The organism is Salinivibrio sp. YCSC6, from assembly GCF_004916735.1.
GTDB lineage: Bacteria > Pseudomonadota > Gammaproteobacteria > Enterobacterales > Vibrionaceae > Salinivibrio > Salinivibrio proteolyticus.
This window is the reverse complement of sequence record NZ_CP039517.1, coordinates 316,993-335,424: the sequence shown is the minus strand read 5'-3', so window position 1 is coordinate 335,424 and position 18,432 is coordinate 316,993. Positions and strand designations below refer to the sequence as shown.

Here is an 18,432-nt window from a genome sequence, read left to right as displayed (position 1 = left end):
GTATGCAAAATGTTAGTGTGGTTTTGAACGTGTAACCCTATTAACAGTGACAAGGATAATCATCATGAACAAAAAAGCGTCGACTTTATTGGGAGAGTGCGTTGCCGAATTTATCGGCACGGGCTTGCTCATCTTCTTTGGTGTGGGCTGTGTCGCCGCCCTGGTACTGACAGGCGCCGACTTCGGCCAATGGGAAATCAGTATTGTGTGGGGCTTCGGGGTCGCGATTGCCATTTACTGTACCGCGGGCGTTTCGGGTGCGCACATCAACCCGGCTGTCACCATTGCACTGGCTGCTTTTCACGGCTTTGAAAAAAGCAAGGTCGTGCCTTATATCGTTTCACAAATGCTCGGTGCTTTTGCCTCGGCGGCACTGGTCTACAGCCTTTATAGCAACCTCTTTGTCGAGTATGAACTGGCCAATAACATTGTACGCAGTAGCCCTGAAGCGCTAGCCACCGCGGGGATTTTTTCAACCTATGCGCATCCTGCTATTTCCTTTATGGGCGCGATGGCCGTTGAATTTGTGATTACTGCAGTCCTGATGTTTGGCATCTTGGCGTTAGGTGATGAAAACAACGGTGCCGCGCGTGGGCCAATGAACCCATTGCTGATTGGTATCCTGATTGCGGTTATTGGTGGCTCACTAGGCCCATTGACCGGGTTTGCCATGAACCCCGCGCGTGATTTCGGTCCGAAATTCTTTGCTTACCTAGCAGGATGGGATTACGCCCTAACCGGTGCGCGTGATATTCCTTACTTTATTGTTCCCATCGTTGCACCAATCCTAGGTGCTTGCTTCGGTGGCTGGTTGTATCCAAAAGCGATCGCGCCTTATCTGCCTCAAGCGGGTCACGGCTGCACGATTCCAAATCAGTGTGAAGACGATGAAGAAGCACTGGTGCAGGCAAAAGAAACTGACGCCCGTGAAGTGAATGCATAAACAATACGGATGGCGCCGATTGGCGCCAAACCGACTAAAATAACAGAGAACAAAAGGATCATATTATGTCTGAGCAAAAGTACATCGTCGCCCTTGATCAAGGCACCACTAGCTCCCGCGCTGTAGTGATGGATCATGATGCGAACATTGTCGGTGTCTCTCAGCGCGAGTTTACCCAAATTTACCCGCAAGCAGGTTGGGTTGAGCACGACCCAATGGAGATCTACGCGACGCAAAGTTCAACGCTGATTGAGGTCTTAGGTAAGACCGGGATCCGCAGTGATGAAATCGCCGGTATCGGTATTACTAACCAGCGTGAGACCACGGTGGTATGGAATAAGGAAACGGGCAAGCCTATCTACAACGCCATTGTTTGGCAGTGTCGTCGTACCGCTGAGATCTGCGAAGAGTTGCGTGGTCGTGGGCTTGAGTCCTATATCCGTGATAATACGGGTTTGGTGCTTGACCCTTACTTCTCTGGTACCAAGGTGAAGTGGATCTTGGACAACGTTGAAGGGGCCCGTGAAGACGCTGAAGCCGGTAAGTTATTGTTTGGTACCGTTGATACCTGGCTGGTCTGGAAGATGACGCAAGGCCGTGTTCATGTTACCGACTATACCAACGCCTCTCGAACCATGTTGTTTAACATTAACGATATGTGTTGGGACCAAAAAATGTTGGACGAGCTGGGTATCCCCGCATCAATGATGCCAGAAGTACGCCGCTCTTCCGAAGTGTATGGTCAAACCAACATCGGGGGTAAAGGCGGCACGCGGATCCCGATTGCAGGTATCGCAGGTGATCAACAAGCGGCCTTGTTTGGTCAGATGTGCGTTGAGGCTGGCCAAGCGAAAAACACCTACGGGACGGGCTGTTTCTTGCTGATGAATACTGGGCAGGAAAAAGTCACGTCCAATCACGGCTTGCTGACGACGGTTGCATGTGGTCCACAAGGCGAACCTGCTTATGCGCTAGAAGGGGCGGTGTTTATGGGCGGCGCCTCGATTCAGTGGCTCCGTGATGAGCTAAAAGTGTTAGAAGACGCTCATGACTCTGAATACTTCGCGACCAAAGTCGATACGTCAAACGGTGTCTATGTTGTGCCTGCCTTCACCGGTCTTGGCGCGCCATACTGGGACGCATATGCTCGAGGAACTATCGTTGGCTTAACACGTGGTGTTAACTCTAACCATATTATCCGTGCCACCTTGGAAAGTATCGCTTATCAAACACGTGATGTGTTGGATGCGATGCAAGCAGATTCGGGTATCAAGCTTGCAGCACTGCGCGTTGATGGCGGTGCGGTGGCGAATGACTTTCTGATGCAATTCCAAGCCGATGTCTTGGATACCGAAGTGCATCGCCCTGAAGTAACCGAAGTTACCGCACTGGGTGCCGCTTATCTGGCGGGTATGGCTGTAGGCTTCTGGGACGGCTTGGACGAGCTAAAAGACAAAGCAAAACTGAATCGAAGCTTTGAGCCTCATCAGGACGAAGAAAAACGTAACCGTCGCTACCGTGGCTGGAAACGCGCGGTGAAATGTGCGCAAGCTTGGGCGTCGCTGCACAACGAAGACGAAGATTAATCCTCGTTACCTCTCCTCAAGGGCGCGCATTCGCGCCCTTTTTTTATCATTCTAGCTGTCGCTTTCATGCATGTCTTAACGTCTACAAAAACAGACTGATATAGACAACCTTCCCGTCAAAACGCGCTCGACGCTACGTAATAAGCCAGTATTTAGTTTACATATCATTCAGGCTATTAACTATTATTCTACATTAGTCACAGACGATAGGTTTTTTTCGAACATTTTTAGTGACCGAAAACGAAAGTTGATATACAGTTAAATCCATAAATAAATGTTCGTTCGCTCAAAAAGGAACAAGGTCGACTAACAATGACTACGCCAACTACTCATAACGAAACTTTACTCGATATTCTGGTCGTCGGAGGAGGCATCAATGGTGCGGGTATCGCTGCCGATGCAGCAGGCCGTGGTCTGAACGTCGGCCTGTACGACGCAAAAGATTTTGCGTCAGCGACGTCTTCTGCAAGCTCTAAGCTAATCCACGGCGGCTTGCGCTATTTGGAGCATTACGAGTTCCGCCTTGTGTCTGAAGCCTTGGCTGAGCGCGAAGTCTTGATCAACAAAGCGCCGCACATTGCTTTCCCAATGCGCTTTCGTTTGCCGCACCGCTCCTATTTGCGTCCCGCGTGGATGATTCGTTGTGGTCTGTTTCTCTATGACCATCTTGGTAAACGCTCTACGTTGCCCAGCAGCCATAAAGTGAATCTGGCCAAAACTGGGTATATGAAAGACGAAATGAAGATTGGCTTCGAATATTCGGATGCATGGGTGGATGATGCGCGCCTGACATTGCTAAATGCGCAATACACCCGCGAGAAAGGCGGCGAAGTGCGTAACTACTGCCAAGTGGTCGCGGCAGAGCGTGAGAATACGATTTGGCGTGTCACCTTGGAAGATACCCACACGGGAGAGCGATTCGAGCGTAAAGCGAAAGCCTTGGTGAATGCGACAGGCCCGTGGGTTAAGCAGTTTTATGATGATAGCCTGCACGAGAAATCACCGCGTGGTATTCGTATGATTAAAGGATCACACATTGTGGTGCCACGCATTCATCAAGACCCACAGGCGTACATCTTGCAGAACAACGATGGTCGCATTGTGTTTGTAATCCCTTATTTGGATAAATTCTCGCTGATTGGCACCACAGACGTGGAACACAAAGCCGATCCGCGTGCGGCGAAAATTGATGATGCCGAAGTGGATTATTTGGTCGATGTGGTTAACCAGCACTTTACCAAACAATTGTCTCGAGACGATGTCGTTTGGAGCTACAGCGGTGTGCGTCCATTGTGTGATGATGAGTCTGATTCACCGCAGGCGATCACACGGGATTACACCATTGAACTGGAGCAACAGGGCAATCAAGCGCCGCTCGTATCGATTTTCGGTGGTAAACTCACCACTTACCGGAAGTTGGCAGAGTCAGCCATGCGTAAACTGGCGCCTTTCTTTGACAAGATGGGTCAGCCTTGGACCGCAAATGGTGCGCTACCGGGCGGCGACTTTAGCTGCACACGCGAACAGTTGGCAGCATCGTTTATGCAGCGTTATCCTTGGTTAGCGCAAGTGACGGCACAACGTTTTGCAGATACGTATGGCACACGTACACACCAAATGCTCGCTGGCTGTCATAGCGAAGCGGACATGGGTCGTCGATTTGCAGACGGTGTGTATCAGGCGGAGCTGAACTATCTGATTAAGTATGAGTTTGTTCAGCATGCCGAAGATGCATTATGGCGTCGTACCAAACTTGGCTTGTATCTCTCCGAAGAACAACAAGCCGCGATTGCGGATTATATTGAGCAACAGCGAGGCAGTTTGCGTACCGTGCCCCTCAGTGAAGCGAGCTAACACGACCGGATTGCAACAAGACTCGAACTAAGATGAAAAAGGTGCCATAACGGCACCTTTTTTAGTTTACCCACCTGTCGGCTTGCCTATTTGTTTAATGGGTGCGTGAGCGTCTTGCAGATAATGTGCTGCCGAGTGATGCGGTGATCACCATACCAATGGCGAGCCACTGACGAAGCGCAAGCTGTTCGTCGAGCACCAACAAGCCCGCCATCGCTGCCACGGCAGGCTCTAAGCTCATCATGACACTAAAGGTTTGCTTGGGCATATTACGAAGGGCAATCATCTCTAACGAATAAGGGATGGCGCTAGAGATCAACGCGACAGCAATCCCTAAAGGCAATAAATGCCATTGCAAAATGGCGCCATCGGTCGCGATATAACCGGCTGGTACCAGATACAAAGCGGCAATACTCATGCCCAATGCCACCGTGCCACCTCCGGGCGCAAGGTTGCCTGCTTTTTGGCCAAAAAGGATGTAGCCTGCCCAACAACCTCCTGCAGCAAGCGCGTAGGCGACGCCAATCGGATCAAGTGCATCCACACCAGAAAGATCGGGTAAGAGGGTGATAACCCCGCCCACCGCTAAGATAACCCACAGACTATCACGCGCCCGTCGAATGGACAGCAACGCCACGAGCAACGGGCCAGTAAATTCAAGTGCTACCGCAATGCCAAGCGGGATCCGCTCAATGGCAAGATAGAGCAGTAACATCATGCCGCCAAGACAACTGCCGTAGACGATGATGGCTCGCCAATGTCGGCCTCGCGGCCATTGGCGCCAAGGCCTAAAGACGAGGCAGAGTAGCAATGCCGAAAAGCCGACACGTAATGCAGATGTGCCTACCGGACCTACCAGAGGAAATAGCTGTTTGGCAAACGAAGCGCCAAATTGAATGGCACACATTGCGCCAAATACGCTTAAAATCGCTATGAACAGTGCGGGAGCCTGCATGATTGTTCCTCCTTGCCCTCAACAAGGCTCACCTTAACATAGCGACATAAAAAAGCCGCCCCCGAGGAGCGGCGTTTATTGCTTTCATGGCAGAGTTAGAATTTCTGCTTGGCAGAGTCATAGGCGCTTTTTAGCGAACCGAGAGCTTGCTCTGCCCCTTGTTTTATTTCATCCCATGCCTCATCGCTTGCATCTTGCAATTCATCGATGCGCGTTTTCGCTTGTGCTTTGCGGGCGCGTAAATGCTCTATGGTTTCGCGATATTCCGCTTTTGCATGCGCGGAGGCAACATCAGCCTTTGCTTCAAGTTTATCAATTTCTTGGTTCCAGCTGTGTAAGCGTTCATGGAACTTATCAATCATCTCTTGGCGGCGCATAACACCTCCTCGGTTAAGTCAGTGGCATTTGGTGACGCTTAACGTCATTGTTTATGCATTTCCGGTTATCTCAAGCTTATCAACGACACGTTCCACGTCTTGTGCGTTTTCCGCCATTAATATGGCTAAATCGCGGGCCGCATCGCTTTTCACCTCGCCAGAGAGTGTGGCAACGCCATCATCAACAGACACTTCGATGTTGGTGCCGCTGATGTCTGGGTCGAGTAGCAAGCTTGTCTTCAGTGACGCCGCAATTTTGGTATCGACCACAGTCTGGCCGAGATCAGCGGCTTGGCTTGCTTGTTGCGAGACAGTGAGTTCGTTTTTAACCCCGGACACGCCGTCTATTTTTTCGACCAATCCACTGGCCAAGCTTTTATCCAGCTCAGTATCCACTTGACCTGTGAGTATCACCACACCTTGCTCTACATCTGTGTCGATATCGAAATTATTGAGGTTTGTGTTCACTAACAGCATGGTTTCAGCTTTACCGTCAATCCAAGCGTCTTTGGCTTGATCTTGCCATTGATTGTTGCTGCTTGCATGCGCGCCTGTGGCACCCAGTGCAAGTGCAAACCCCATTGCGACAAATAAAGGATGAAATCGACCTTGCGGAGTCGTCTTCATTGAACCCTCCTTATTTGATGAATTTGAGCAACCTCGTGGTGTTGCTAAAAGAGTCTGTTGCGAAGGCTATGCCAACATTTTAATTGCCTGAAAAATATATAGTTTTTATTTTTCTTGCTGAGGGCTAAGTCAAGCGAGCTGTAATTTTTACATATAAACCTGTAAAAATGACTTTTATTATTGAGAGAGCCGACCGCCTATGGCACGGTAACGAAACACCCATCAAGGAGGCTCGGTGATGTCTCGGATTTCTGTCGCTCTTTTGTTAAGCGAGCAAGATATAAACTGGATTAGCGACATACTGCGTCAGGCAGATGCCGACACGACACGAGTTACGGACGTGAAGCAGGGACTTCGGGCGTGGAATGCCGCGCCTGCGGATCTGGTAGTGTGTGATCTTGATGAATTGGGAGACGATGCGGAGTTTATCTGGCAACGGATGGAACAATCGCCTGACACCGAGTGGCTTTTACTCAGCCGTGGCGACCCGCATCCTGACTGGAATGCCAAGGCGCAACAATGTGTCGCGACGGTTTTTCGTCGGCCCGTGGATCCCGAGTTGGTTCAGGCGTTTATTGATGACACGCTGATGCAGCAAGGACAATCTTCTCGAGCGAGTAAACCGATATTGACGAGTCAAGCGAACCAGTTCGGATACTTGCTTGGCAGTTCAGCGCCCATGCGGCATTTGTACCGAGTCTTAAAACGGCTGGGTCCGACCGGTGCCAATGTATTGATTGTTGGCGAGAGCGGGGTGGGTAAAGAGCATGTCGCGAAAACCTTACATCGATTAGGTTGTGACCCTAACGCCCCCTTTATGGCGATTAACTGCGGAGCCCTGAGTCCTGAGTTGATAGAGAGTGAGTTGTTTGGTCATGTGAAAGGCGCATTTACAGGGGCACACCAAGATCACGCGGGTATTTTTCATCAAGCAGAAGGCGGCACCGTCTTTCTTGATGAAATCACCGAAATGCCGCAGGCGCTGCAGGTAAAGTTGCTACGTGTGTTGGAATCCGGAGAATATCGCCCAGTGGGCTCGACACACAATCAACGCGCCAATGTTCGTCTTGTCGCGGCGACTAACCGCGACCCACAACAAGCAATCGCATCCTCACGATTGCGTGAAGATATCTACTATCGCTTAGCCCAGTTTGTGGTCAATGTGCCACCCCTTCGGGAGAGAGAGGGTGACATTGAAGCACTGACGACCCATTTTTTAGCTGAACTCAATCATCAATTCCACACCCAGAAGGGGATCGACCCTCAAGCGATAAAACGCTTAAATGCCCACCGTTGGCCCGGCAATGTTCGCGAACTCAAGCATGCGATTGAGCACGGCTATTTGCTTTGTGCTGAGACGATTTTGCCCGATGACTTACCGCAAGCGGTGAGCACGCCTACCAATACACCGACGGCGATGATTTTACCTGAATCGCTTACGTTAGACGCGCTAGAGCGCTTAGCCATTACCCAAACCTTGGCCCGTTGTGATGGCAATAAAACGCGCACGGCTGAAGTGCTTGGTATTAGCCCTAAAACGCTATACAACAAACTGAATCAGTATCAATCAGTCTCTTCGTCCTCAACAGCGGGAGAAAGGATCGATAGCGATCGTGGCTGAATACGAATATCGAGCTTACGGTCGCGATAAATTTCCCCATCGATGACATAGTCGGTGGTATGCGGAAAGCGCACGGCGACATGGGTAGCCTGTTGATGATGCGTGAAGCGACCGACGGGTGTGTCGAGTAAGCTGGTAAGGGCAAGCTCAGCGAGCGAGAGAACTGTTCCAGTCTTGGTTACCGATGGAGTCAACCAAGTGACGTCGAGCTTGCCATCCGCGTGATTCGGTTGACCACGGCCTTGGGCAAGTAAGGTTGTCATTGGAGCGGCATTGGCAATGACCATGCTGGTGGTTTCAATGGTTTGAGAGGGCTGCTTATCGATACGAATCGATAAGGTCATTTTGGTATTTTGATTTGCCGCACCCAATAAGCCTTGCAAATAGGCCCATTGCCCACTTTGGTTTTTTTGTTCACGCGCCGCATAACGGATCATTTGTTGCTCAAAGCCAACACCTACAACTAATAACGCGATACGGCCATTGCAACGCGCGGTGTCGATGCGATTAGGGATGCCATCAAGAATCACCTCACAAGCGGCATCAATGCTGAGAAATTTCGATTTTATCCCCCAAAGTGCATGACAAAGCGCATTGGCGGTGCCAAGCGGCAGCACCCCGAGCGGCGTGTCGGTGTTGACCAGCGCACGCGCCACTGCATTGACTGTGCCATCCCCGCCTGCGGCAATCACGACATCGGCATGGTGTGCCACGGCGCGACACGCGAGTTGATAGGTACGCCGATTGTGGCGAGTGTGATGGACCACCACGCGATAGTCTTCGCCTAAATAGTCTTGAATATACTGCTTGTGCTTTTGCCACTTACCACCGCCTGCTGCTGGGTTGGCGATAATCCAAGCAATGGGTCGATCAAGTCTTAGTGCACCGTCTTGCTGGAAGCGCGACAGTGCTCGAAATTGGCGCCGATTAAGCTGTGCTTTGGGACGTACTGAGCGGATACTGTTTAGTACGCTGTTTAGGTTTTTGTCCGGCTCAAGGGCCCATAAATATGCCGCAGCCACCATCACAGAGCGACCACGGCCTAACGCACAGTGCACCACCACGGTCTCGCCACGCATGCGTTGCTGATGGATCCACTGCAACGCTCGCATCAGTTGGCTACGGGAAGGATACGCATGGTCGAGGACAGGCACCGAGAGGTAACTGATTTCACGGGTCTCGCTAAAACTGTTTAAGCTCTCAAATTCAGCAGTAACGTCCAAAATGCCGCCAATGCCTTGAGTTTGAATGTAGTTCAGATCGTGACGAGTCAGCCGCGCGCCAACATAAAGCCCGGATGCAATTTTTTGAATAGCAGGCTCGGTATCACGATGACGTGCCCAGCGATTATAAAGGTGCGTGCAAACGAAAAATGGCGCAAATAGTCCATGGATGAGGGTTGGGAGTTGGCCAGTGTATCGCTTGCGGAAAAGGCGTGGTTGATTACGCCAGTATGCAAAACTGACGGCAATAAAGGCAATGCCACTCCAAAGCAGCAGCACATCGAGAGCAAGCCAAGGTGTCCAAACCGTCACTAAAACGAGCGCAGCGCCGATGAGCGCGTAGAGTGGGCCAACGATCACATGTTCTCCTTGCAGGCCATCCGTGTGCGTATCGGTATGATTCGCTTAGGTATCGTCAATGACGACTATAGCCTAGCAGGAGAGGAGATAGAAACGAAAACGGCACGCTATCATTGCGTGCCGTGTAAAGTCTCGTATCAGTTATGGACTGATTAAACGTCTTTCTTCTGTGCTTGTTTCTTTTGCTTTTTCATCGCACGCCGCGCTTCGATGATATGTTTTGCTTCGCCGCCCACGTGTTGCTCTCCACGCTCGCGAGCCAGTTGCACTTGGCGTTCGCGCTCACGAAAACGCGCTTTCTGCTCCTCGGTATGTTTGTCATAACATTTCGGACAGGATACGCCTTGCTCATAGTGTTCGCTTTCCATATCGGCTTTGGTGATCGGTAGGCGGCATGCATTACACATTGCGTACGATCCTTTCTCGAGCGAATGATTTACCGCCACGCGGCCATCAAACACATAGCACTCGCCATTCCAAAGACTCTTACTCTCAGGCACTTCTTCGAGGTATTTTAGGATCCCACCTTCCAAGTGATAGACCTCGTCAAAGCCTTTTTCCTTCAAAAAGGCCGTTGATTTTTCGCAGCGAATGCCACCGGTACAGAACATGGCGACTTTTTTATGCTTGCTTGGATCGAGGTGCTTTTCTACATACTCGGGAAAATCACGGAAGCTTTCGGTGTGAGGGTTAACCGCGCGCTCAAAGGTCCCTATTTCAATTTCGTAGTCGTTCCGAGTATCAATGACCAGTACCTCAGGATCGCTAATCAGATCGTTCCATTCCGTCGGCTTCACGTAGGTACCGACTGTATGGCGAGGATCAATCCCCTCAACACCCATGGTGACGATTTCTTTTTTCAGCTTTACCTTGGTGCGATTGAAAGGTTGGCTGTCTTCAAAAGACTCTTTGTAGTCAATGTCCGCAAGGCGAGCATCGTTTTTAAACCAAGCAAACAGGGCATCAATGCCTTCGCGGCGGGCGGCGACGGTGCCGTTAATCCCTTCTTTAGCGAGCAGTAGCGTGCCGCGCACTTGGTTTTTTTCCATCACCTCTTGCAGCGGGGTACGAAGATCTTGGTAGTCATCAAGGGTGACGAACTTATAAAGCGCACAAATAACGTAGGCGGACATGTTGTTTCCTCTTGCTGGCTGGAGCGTAAATCCAGTGCATGGGTTGTGGGTTCAAAAGACGCGCGAAGTATAGCGAATGGCACTGGGGCTAAACACCGGAGAAAAGTAAGGTTAAACGTTTTGTGCCCGTGTTGCTTTGGGTAGGTGCGGGTCGGTTTATTTATTTGTGTTCAAATCAAAGTGCTGCGGTAATTATTCACCGTAGTGCATTACTAATGAGATCAAGGTCACGTATTTGCTGGGTTTTTGTCGCGAGATTACGGATTTCGCCGTAGTTTGGATGGGTTTTTAGTCACGCCAGTAAGAATTTATTGCTTTATGGTCTAATTATTTTGCTGGTTGGCGTGCATCGACTAGGCCGGAGTCTAGAGAGCAAAGTAATTAGCCAAGCATCAAGAAAGGATGCGAGATATGATTGAAGAATGGATTAATGCCTTTGTAGGCTTTATCTGGGGAAAACCGATGCTGATCTTACTGGTCGGTGGCGGATTGTTTTTCACCCTATACGGAAAGCTCACACCTTTTCGTTATATGGCGCATAGCGTCAAGCTATTAACCGGTAAAGTGGATGATGGTAGCGGTCATGGTGATTTATCTCATCGCAAAGCCTTAGCGGCAGCACTGTCCGGTACGCTAGGTCTTGGCAATATCGCGGGTGTCGCGCTGGCGCTGAGTGCTGGGGGACCGGGGGCGGTTTTTTGGATGTGGCTTACCGCGTTACTGGGAGTATCGACTAAGTTTTACACCTGCACACTGGGAGTCATGTACCGTCACAAAGACGCCAAGGGAAATGTACACGGTGGCCCCATGTATACGGTTCAGCATGGGTTGGGCCCGAAGTTTAGATGGTTGGCGGTGATGTTTGCCATTGCGGGTCTGATGGGATTTGTGCCGTCATTTCAGATCAACCAACTTGGCGCTGTGGTGCAAACTCAACTGTTTCCGGGAGTCGCTTGGTTAGAGAGCAGTGCCTTCTCGTGGGGGATGGGTATTGTTCTGGCCGTGTTCGTCGGCATGGTGATTTGGGGTGGCCTTAAGCGTGTCGCTGACGTCGCTGGGGCTTTGGTGCCTTTGATGGCGGGAAGCTATATGGTCATGGCGGTAGCCGCGTTGGCGCTCAATGCGGAACGTGTGCCCGGTGTGTTCCAGTCTATATTTGCCAGTGCTTTTTCACCGGATGCGATGTTTGGTGGAGTACTGAGTGTGATCATCATCGGTGTGAGTCGTGGTGCCTTTTCTAATGAGGCAGGGATTGGCACTGAAGTCATGGCACACAGTGCGGCGAAAACCAACGAGCCCGTGCGTGAAGGTTTGGTCGCGAGCTTAGGTCCTATCATCGATACCTTAATTGTTTGTAGCTGTACCGCTTTAGTCATTCTCGTGACTGGTGTGCTCGATCAAGCTGAGGGTATGCAAGGGGTGAGTTTGACCATGGCGGCTTTCAAAGCGGCGTTTGGTGCGCCAGGCGCGTGGTTACTCGCGGCACAAGTGCTGATCTTATCTTTTACCACCGTCTTTACCTTCTGGTATTACGGCTATAAGTGTTTTGTGTATTTGTTTGGCGAAAAAGCCGGCCAGTACTACAAGTATCTGTATCTCTCACTGGTCGTTCTGGGGGCAGTGATATCACTGGATGTGGTGTTCTTGTTCTTGATCGGTGCCTACGGATTGATGGCGGTGCCGACCATGGTCTCTGGCCTATTGTTAGCGCCGAAGGTAAACCAAGCCGCAAAGGCCTATTTCAGTGGCCGACGTTATCAGTCGCATAGCGGTTCACAAGCCACTAACCTTTGAATTAATTGAATAACAAAAAGGCTGCCTAGACGGCATAATGCATGTGAATTAAGCTGAGTTACGTCTTTTAGAAGGCCTAGTCGCATAGCGATTGGGCCTTTTCTTTACTGCTCTTGGGTATGTCCTCTCTCGCCTCTCTGGAAGTACAAAGCTCTCTGCCATGTCGAGGATATATCGGAGCACTTCTGGGTATCTTCCAGGTGCGACAGCCGGGAGCATCTGCAACTGACTCACTAAAAATATTGATGCCTGCTTAAAGCCTATTTGGTATGGCATTACCGTGTTCAATGAATACGCCATCTGGCACATCATAAAACGCAGTAGGTTGTAGGCGAGCAACATCCCCCAAAGCTCCTGTTTAACTAACGCCGGTGTTTTACTTCTTAGCGTAAGGCTATTTTGAAGCATGTACTGCTTCATCTCTCGATAGCCTAATTCGATTTCCCAACGATGACTGTAGAGCTCTGTAATATCGGCCCCTATATACCGCTTGGGGTCGGTCATTGACGTCAGCAGTTTGACCTCTTTCCCTTTGACCTTGGTGGTAATGAGTCTCGCCTCCAGTGTATCTGGCGCATCAGCCCATTTCTTTTTCGCTTGAGCAGTTAGCGAGAGTTCAATTAGCTCCTGACCACGCCCCAGTTTTCTCAATGTCTTATATTGCGCCCCTTTTCGTAACGGAATTAGCCAGTGCCTCTCCTTACCTTGGCTTTGCCAACGATGGAGAAGCCCTAAGGCATAAAAGCCTTTGTCAAACAGGGTGAGGCTATTATCTGGGGCTTTATCGATAAGCTGAGCGGTCAGGTCAACCTCACTGACGGAGACGGAGTCAAAGGCAGCACTGTTAAGCAGATGACTCGTTAATTCCATATGGCAGACCATGCGAACTTGAGGATAGTCTGACGTCGTTGTTTTATTACCGGTTCGGCTAAAAGCCTTATCGTTGTCGGCCGTATCTGGTGTTCGCCAAACTACGCCATCAACAGCATGTAAAGTGAGTCCGTACCAGTCAGGATGTGGGGTCTTCTCATGCCACAATTGCTGAGTTTGGTTGAACACCGCTTCGACTGGCTTGTGCCCCAACTTCTTACGGGCATGGATAACCGCACTCGGCGCAACAAAGGGTTTCTTGCCCGGTAGCAATATATCTAGCTGAGAGACCACCTTACTCATCGATAGATGCCGATAAAGTGACATTCCCACAACGCTCCATACCATCAATTCCATGGGGAGCCTACGCTTACGAATCGTCGCGACGCCTGTGTCCTCAAGACATTGGTGAATGAGTTCAGGGCAAAGGAGATCGGATAGACCATTGAGTTGGTCAGCAGAGAATTGATGTATTCGGTCGAGGGCTTGTCTTAAGAACATAAAAAAATCCGAGTGTGCAGAAACACTCGGATTTTGACACCCTCTCAGGATCGTTCAACCGATCATTTTTTGCTTAACTGATCGGCATTATGCCTAGACGGCAGCCTTTTTTATTGCGGTGAGAGCCACAGGCGTGGTAGACGAGTACTCGCGTTATCAATCGTCGAGTGGGGCACCAAAGATATACTTATCTGCCAGTCCGACCATACGACCAATTTCTGGCTTAGTAATGGTGTCATTGGCACCAAGCTGTAAGGCTTTAGCGCGGTTGTCTTCACTCATGATGGAGGAGAACATCACGATAGGCATGGTTTTGTAGGTATCATTATCGCGTAAGCGCTTGACCAAGTGCATACCATCCATGCGTGGCATCTCGACATCTGAGATAATGGCATCCACAAATTCAGTGATTGCCACACCTTCTTCTTTCGCAATTTTCTCAAACTCCATCAGCTTCTCGAAGGCTTCGCCACCGTCTTTCGCAGACAAAATATTGTAGCCCGCTGAACGTAGCGTATTTTCGATCAGGCTGCGGATAAAGGCAGAGTCATCAACCACCAATACGGTTTTTGCTTCTCGCTTTTTCGCACTGGTTTCGGAAATATTGACGCTGCGGTCTTGGGTTACATCATATTTCTCCATGCTCAACTCTGGGTTGATGTCGGCGATGATTTTTTCAAAGTCGAGAATCATGATGAGGTTGTTGTTTTTACGAACCACCGCGACCACGCAGTCTTGTTCTCCAGCTTCGAGGAATTGACTGGGTGACTCTACTGCTTCCCATGAGATACGGTGGATGCGACTAATACTGTCGATCAAAAAACCGTTCGTCATGTTGTTAAAGTCGGTGACAATCACAAACTTATTGTCTTTCTCAGGGCGGGTTGGCACCCCTAGCCACCCTGCAAGATCAATCAAGGGAGTGAGTTTTTCACGAGAAGAAAACACGCCAATCATATGAGGCTGTGCATTGGGGTAATCGGTTGTTTCAGGCACTTGAATGACTTCACGGACTTTAGCGACGTTGATGCCGTAGTAACAGGTTTTAGTACTGCCGTCCGGAAGTTGTTTCATAAGGTGAAACTCGATGATCTCGAGCTCGTTAGTGCCACTTTCCGTCAGTATTGCGTTCTTTGATGGCTCGTCGTTCATGCCTACCACATTTCCTATCGATAACAGCGAAGATTGCTGACAAACACAGCGATAAAACCAGTATAAGCCTGTGATCAATAAAGCGACAATATTTGCCAAATAATCGAACGGCGTTCTGTGGTCTATCACGCTAAATTCGGCTTGGAAATCAGCGCTAAGTTACAGCTTAGTAACAAAAAAAGCCTGCACTGAGGCAGGCTTTGGTGATTGGGACCACGTAATAGGAATTAAGGTAACGCAACTTCAAGATGATAGTTACCGATCATTTTTCCTTGGTCGTCCAAAAAGCGCGTGTAGGAGAAGGGCTCGAGATCAATGGTCGTTGGCAGACCACGGACCACTTCATTCATCACCTTTCCGGTGATGGCAGAGGTCAACATACCGGTACGGAAATGCCCACAAGCATTGAGATAACCGTCAATACCAGGTACTGCACCAAGAATCGGCAGTTCATCCGGTGAGCCCGGACGCAAGCCTGCCCAGCAGCGCTTGATATTCATCTTTTTCAGCTCGGGGATAGACTTCATAGCGCCTTGTGCCAGCTGCTTGATGTACTTCATGTCTGTGGTGGTATCAAAACCACGCTCTTCGGTGGTTGAGCCAATCAAGACTTCGCCGTTATCTTTTTGGGCGATGTAACAATCACTGGTGGTTAAACAGCCATTTAAAAGCTTAGGTAGCTTCTCGGAGACGATCACTTGGCCTTTGACTGGGAAGACAGGCATTGGCATACCAGTTGCCCACAAGCTGAGTTTTTCCGCCCATGCGCCACCGGCGTTGATCATGGTGCCACAACCTAGCTTACCGTTTTCTGTCTCAACCGCGACAACCCGGTTACCTTGTCTCACCACGCCCGTGACTTTGGTATTGAGATATAGCTCGACACCGTTCTGCCGTGCTGCTTCCAAATAGGCCTCGTTGAGGCGATAGGGGTTGATTTGATGATCCCCCTCAAACTCCATCGCACCAATTGCAGCGCGCGATACATTAGGCTCTTGGGCATGAAGATCGTCTTGAGACACCCAGCGTACATGCTCTTGGCGATCAGGAATGGCGGACGCAATATGTTCGGCATAGAGTTTGTCGTATTTATCAAACATGACAAACTTCAGACCGGTACGCTCAAACTTAAAGTCCACACTGTGATGCGTCATCAGGTCATCATACAATGCCGGATAGAGCTGGTTAGACAGCATCGCCATATCGAAGAACGGCTTGGGCATAATGTGCGGTTTGATCTCTGGTGATCCCCCTTCACCGCTTTCCTGCATCTGCTTAGAAAGGGTTTTAAACAGAATCACACCACAGCCAAGGCCGGTTGACTCGCCCATCGCCCATAGGCCACCGGCTGACGCACGCGAGGCATTTCCGGGGTATTTATAGTCCACAACGGCGATGGATAAGTCGCGCTCGCGGCTTAAATGGTAAGCCACCGATGCGCCGATCACGCCGCCGCCACAAATTACGATGTCGTACTGTTTCATGCGTCATCCTCCAACGCAGCAAAAGGAATAGGGTCGAGTGGGAATCGAGGGCGAATCAAAGGCTGAGGCGACGTCGTGCTCTCATTGAGTCGGTCGTAGCAATAGTGCGCACAAGTTTTTCCTTGGCAGTCACCCATGGTAACGCGGGTACGCATTTTCAACGTAATCACATCCTTGACGCCTTGATTGATGGCGTTATCAATGTCCGCCTTTTTCACTTGCTCGCAGCGACAGATCACTGTGTCTTTTTCCGGCAAACTGAGCAGGCCTGGGCGACGGTAGCCTGCCGTATCAAAGCCTTTACGGAAACGATAGCTCTTTTCGAGCTGATGACGCAGAGCCTTAAACTCATTATCAAGATTCGACATTGAAATATTGCGTGCCTTCAGTGCTGAATATGCCGCAATCTTTCCTTCCAACATGGCGGCTTCTGCGCCGGCAAATTTTACGGTATCACCTGCGCAGTAAACGTTGTCGACACTGGCTCGTTGCCACTCGTCCACCACGGGGATCGCCCCGCTCATATGATCGTACTGCATATCTAGTCCCATTAGTTGTGCTAGCTGAGAGCGTGCCGCAAAGCCGTAACCCACACCAAGTACATCAGCATTTATGGTTTCGGCGCGGCTAACATCTGGGTGCCAGTCTTTACTGTAGGGGGCAACCGTGACTTGCTCGACTTGAGGGTCACCTGAGGCTTTGACTACGCCCCAACCGTAATGCATCGGGATATGGTGGCGTTTGAGATACATCATCATGGACAGACCATCTAGCGCGAGCTGTGGACGGTTGAGGAGGGCGAGCGTTTCACGTGCCAAGTCTTTGAATGGTGCCGCTTCATAGATACCCGCGATATCACAACCGGCTTTGTGAAGCTGACAAGCAACCAATACAAGCAAAGGACCTGTCCCCGTGATCACGCAGCGGTGACCGGGACGGACCAAGCCGCTTTTTATTTGAAGTTGGATACCCCCGAGAAGCATTACCCCAGGCATATCCCAGCCGGGAAAGGGAATGCTGCGCTCTTGGCAACCGGTGGCGAGGATCAACTGCTCATAGTCAATCGTTGATAGCGTGTCTTCATGGGCAGTGAGGAGGTGTTGGTCCGCCATTGGCCCCAGTACCCGCGTCAAACTACGTAGGTCAATCAAATCCTGATGCTGGCGATATTGTTCGCGCAGGGATTGTGACGTGGCCTTCCATTTATCATCCAAATGAGGCAGCGCGTCAGTATCTCGCCATGGACCACGGTAGACGACGCCACCGGGTTTGGGCGCTTCATCAAGAATAATACTCGCGACCTTGTGCTTGGCCAGTGTGACCGCGGCAGACAGACCGGCAGGACCAGCACCAACAATAACAACAGGTTTAGACATGGGTTTCTCCTTGCTCGACGGTACTGCTTTCAAGATCCTCGCTCTCAACCACAATGTTGGCTTCAGTGCGGACATCCATATCGGGTTGCACAGCGACTTGACACGCACGTTGTTTATGGCGGCCGTTGATTTCCAGCGTACAGCAATGGCATACGCCCATGCCGCAGTAGGCACTGGCTAATCGGCCATAATCATTTTTAGATAGCGCACGGATATTGCTCGCAAGCAAGGTGCTTAGCACGCTTTCTCCAGCGATGGCAGGAACCGTCTCGCCATTGACTCGGATCGAGAAGGTTTGACCAACTGCATCGGTAATGTCTTGGGATCGTTTCATCGTTTTAATTTGCTCATTGGTATGTTGTCGGGACAGTGATGACTCCCACTCAGTCTGTTTAAGTGAGCGGACCTTATTGTCTTATTTGTTAGGCGAGGCGTATGGTATAGATGAGCCGTGAATTTCGTGTTACTTTTTGTTGCGTTTTCGTTATTCCTCACAAAAATTAAGGAAAAATAAAAACTATTGTGATCATTATCATGATATCGATCTGTTTTATTGAGTGATGTGAAAGTGAACAC

At 50.2% G+C, this 18,432-nt stretch carries 16 protein-coding genes; 6 read left to right on the top strand and 10 right to left on the bottom strand.

Translation table 11 applies throughout. From position 1 onward, the window contains the following. Positions 1-64 precede the first annotated feature (64 nt). From E8E00_RS15380 to glpD, 3 genes are all read left to right on the top strand, one after another. Positions 65-943 (top strand): MIP/aquaporin family protein, encoded by an 879-nt coding sequence (locus E8E00_RS15380; RefSeq protein WP_069587490.1) that lies wholly within the window; start codon positions 65-67, stop codon positions 941-943. A 65-nt stretch (positions 944-1,008) separates the two neighbouring features. Then, on the top strand, positions 1,009-2,529 hold the full coding sequence (glpK, locus tag E8E00_RS15375; protein ID WP_069587491.1) for a glycerol kinase GlpK: 1,521 nt from the start codon (positions 1,009-1,011) through the stop codon (positions 2,527-2,529). A gap of 312 nt (positions 2,530-2,841) precedes the next feature. Continuing rightward, positions 2,842-4,383 (top strand): glycerol-3-phosphate dehydrogenase, encoded by a 1,542-nt coding sequence (gene glpD / locus E8E00_RS15370; protein ID WP_096632099.1) that lies wholly within the window; start codon positions 2,842-2,844, stop codon positions 4,381-4,383. 94 nt (positions 4,384-4,477) lie between these two features. Here glpD and E8E00_RS15365 read toward each other — a convergent pair whose 3' ends face one another. The 3 genes from E8E00_RS15365 to E8E00_RS15355 form a co-directional block, all read right to left on the bottom strand. Beyond that, positions 4,478-5,338, bottom strand: a complete 861-nt coding sequence (locus E8E00_RS15365) for a DMT family transporter (RefSeq protein WP_069587493.1) — start codon at positions 5,336-5,338, stop codon at positions 4,478-4,480. Between the two features lie 95 nt (positions 5,339-5,433). Beyond that, the gene (locus tag E8E00_RS15360; RefSeq protein WP_069587494.1) at positions 5,434-5,715 is read right to left on the bottom strand and encodes a hypothetical protein; all 282 of its coding nucleotides are present in this window, start codon (positions 5,713-5,715) and stop codon (positions 5,434-5,436) included. Positions 5,716-5,766: 51 nt separating this feature from the next. Then, entirely contained in the window at positions 5,767-6,342 is a 576-nt protein-coding gene (locus tag E8E00_RS15355) for a BON domain-containing protein (RefSeq protein WP_205907456.1), read from the bottom strand. A 238-nt stretch (positions 6,343-6,580) separates the two neighbouring features. Here E8E00_RS15355 and E8E00_RS15350 point away from each other — a divergent pair, with 238 nt between their 5' ends. Further along, entirely contained in the window at positions 6,581-7,963 is a 1,383-nt protein-coding gene (locus tag E8E00_RS15350) for a sigma-54-dependent Fis family transcriptional regulator (RefSeq protein WP_096632102.1), read from the top strand. On the opposite strand, the gene E8E00_RS15345 is transcribed toward E8E00_RS15350, so the two are convergent. After that, a complete protein-coding gene (locus E8E00_RS15345; RefSeq protein ID WP_168174087.1) occupies positions 7,906-9,546 on the bottom strand; it encodes a diacylglycerol kinase family protein in 1,641 nt (546 codons plus the stop codon). The two genes, E8E00_RS15350 and E8E00_RS15345, sit on opposite strands and share 58 nt — an antisense overlap. Here E8E00_RS15345 and E8E00_RS17250 point away from each other — a divergent pair, their 5' ends adjacent. Beyond that, complete coding sequence (locus tag E8E00_RS17250) at positions 9,547-9,702, top strand: hypothetical protein (protein ID WP_158011236.1); 156 nt, start codon at positions 9,547-9,549, stop codon at positions 9,700-9,702. On the opposite strand, the gene E8E00_RS15340 is transcribed toward E8E00_RS17250, so the two are convergent. Beyond that, entirely contained in the window at positions 9,699-10,679 is a 981-nt protein-coding gene (locus tag E8E00_RS15340; protein WP_096632107.1) for a rhodanese-related sulfurtransferase, read from the bottom strand. The genes E8E00_RS17250 and E8E00_RS15340 overlap by 4 nt on opposite strands. Positions 10,680-11,090: 411 nt before the next feature. On the opposite strand from E8E00_RS15340, the gene E8E00_RS15335 reads away from it, so the two are divergent. Then, positions 11,091-12,473, top strand: coding sequence for a sodium:alanine symporter family protein (locus E8E00_RS15335; protein WP_205907458.1), 1,383 nt, complete (start codon positions 11,091-11,093; stop codon positions 12,471-12,473). Positions 12,474-12,521: 48 nt separating this feature from the next. On the opposite strand, the gene E8E00_RS15330 is transcribed toward E8E00_RS15335, so the two are convergent. From E8E00_RS15330 to E8E00_RS15310, 5 genes are all read right to left on the bottom strand, one after another. Further along, positions 12,522-13,844 carry an IS4 family transposase gene (locus tag E8E00_RS15330; RefSeq protein WP_096629381.1) on the bottom strand — a complete coding sequence of 441 codons (1,323 nt, stop codon included), beginning with the start codon at positions 13,842-13,844 and terminating at the stop codon, positions 12,522-12,524. 156 nt (positions 13,845-14,000) lie between these two features. Next, entirely contained in the window at positions 14,001-14,996 is a 996-nt protein-coding gene (locus E8E00_RS15325; RefSeq protein WP_069587499.1) for a chemotaxis protein, read from the bottom strand. A 227-nt stretch (positions 14,997-15,223) separates the two neighbouring features. Then, positions 15,224-16,480, bottom strand: coding sequence for an FAD-binding oxidoreductase (locus E8E00_RS15320; RefSeq protein ID WP_096632109.1), 1,257 nt, complete (start codon positions 16,478-16,480; stop codon positions 15,224-15,226). Continuing rightward, on the bottom strand, positions 16,477-17,856 hold the full coding sequence (locus E8E00_RS15315) for an NAD(P)/FAD-dependent oxidoreductase (protein WP_096632112.1): 1,380 nt from the start codon (positions 17,854-17,856) through the stop codon (positions 16,477-16,479). Before E8E00_RS15315 ends, E8E00_RS15320 begins: the two co-directional genes overlap by 4 nt. Then, complete coding sequence (locus E8E00_RS15310) at positions 17,849-18,190, bottom strand: (2Fe-2S)-binding protein (RefSeq protein WP_096632115.1); 342 nt, start codon at positions 18,188-18,190, stop codon at positions 17,849-17,851. The genes E8E00_RS15315 and E8E00_RS15310 overlap by 8 nt, the downstream gene beginning before the upstream one ends. Positions 18,191-18,432: the final 242 nt, after the last annotated feature.

Bases quoted from the DNA above. Each gene is read 5' to 3' on its own strand.
- glpD (WP_096632099.1), top strand. From the start codon at position 2,842: ATGACTACGCCAACTACTCATAACGAAACTTTACTCGATATTCTGGTC.
- E8E00_RS15325 (WP_069587499.1), bottom strand. From the start codon at position 14,996: ATGAACGACGAGCCATCAAAGAACGCAATACTGACGGAAAGTGGCACT.
- E8E00_RS15335 (WP_205907458.1), top strand. From the start codon at position 11,091: ATGATTGAAGAATGGATTAATGCCTTTGTAGGCTTTATCTGGGGAAAA.
- E8E00_RS15360 (WP_069587494.1), bottom strand. From the start codon at position 5,715: ATGCGCCGCCAAGAGATGATTGATAAGTTCCATGAACGCTTACACAGC.
- E8E00_RS15380 (WP_069587490.1), top strand. From the start codon at position 65: ATGAACAAAAAAGCGTCGACTTTATTGGGAGAGTGCGTTGCCGAATTT.
- E8E00_RS15310 (WP_096632115.1), bottom strand. From the start codon at position 18,190: ATGAAACGATCCCAAGACATTACCGATGCAGTTGGTCAAACCTTCTCG.
- E8E00_RS15350 (WP_096632102.1), top strand. From the start codon at position 6,581: ATGTCTCGGATTTCTGTCGCTCTTTTGTTAAGCGAGCAAGATATAAAC.
- E8E00_RS15340 (WP_096632107.1), bottom strand. From the start codon at position 10,679: ATGTCCGCCTACGTTATTTGTGCGCTTTATAAGTTCGTCACCCTTGAT.
- E8E00_RS15315 (WP_096632112.1), bottom strand. From the start codon at position 17,856: ATGTCTAAACCTGTTGTTATTGTTGGTGCTGGTCCTGCCGGTCTGTCT.
- E8E00_RS15355 (WP_205907456.1), bottom strand. From the start codon at position 6,342: ATGAAGACGACTCCGCAAGGTCGATTTCATCCTTTATTTGTCGCAATG.
- E8E00_RS15320 (WP_096632109.1), bottom strand. From the start codon at position 16,480: ATGAAACAGTACGACATCGTAATTTGTGGCGGCGGCGTGATCGGCGCA.
- E8E00_RS15330 (WP_096629381.1), bottom strand. From the start codon at position 13,844: ATGTTCTTAAGACAAGCCCTCGACCGAATACATCAATTCTCTGCTGAC.
- glpK (WP_069587491.1), top strand. From the start codon at position 1,009: ATGTCTGAGCAAAAGTACATCGTCGCCCTTGATCAAGGCACCACTAGC.
- E8E00_RS15365 (WP_069587493.1), bottom strand. From the start codon at position 5,338: ATGCAGGCTCCCGCACTGTTCATAGCGATTTTAAGCGTATTTGGCGCA.
- E8E00_RS17250 (WP_158011236.1), top strand. From the start codon at position 9,547: ATGTTCTCCTTGCAGGCCATCCGTGTGCGTATCGGTATGATTCGCTTA.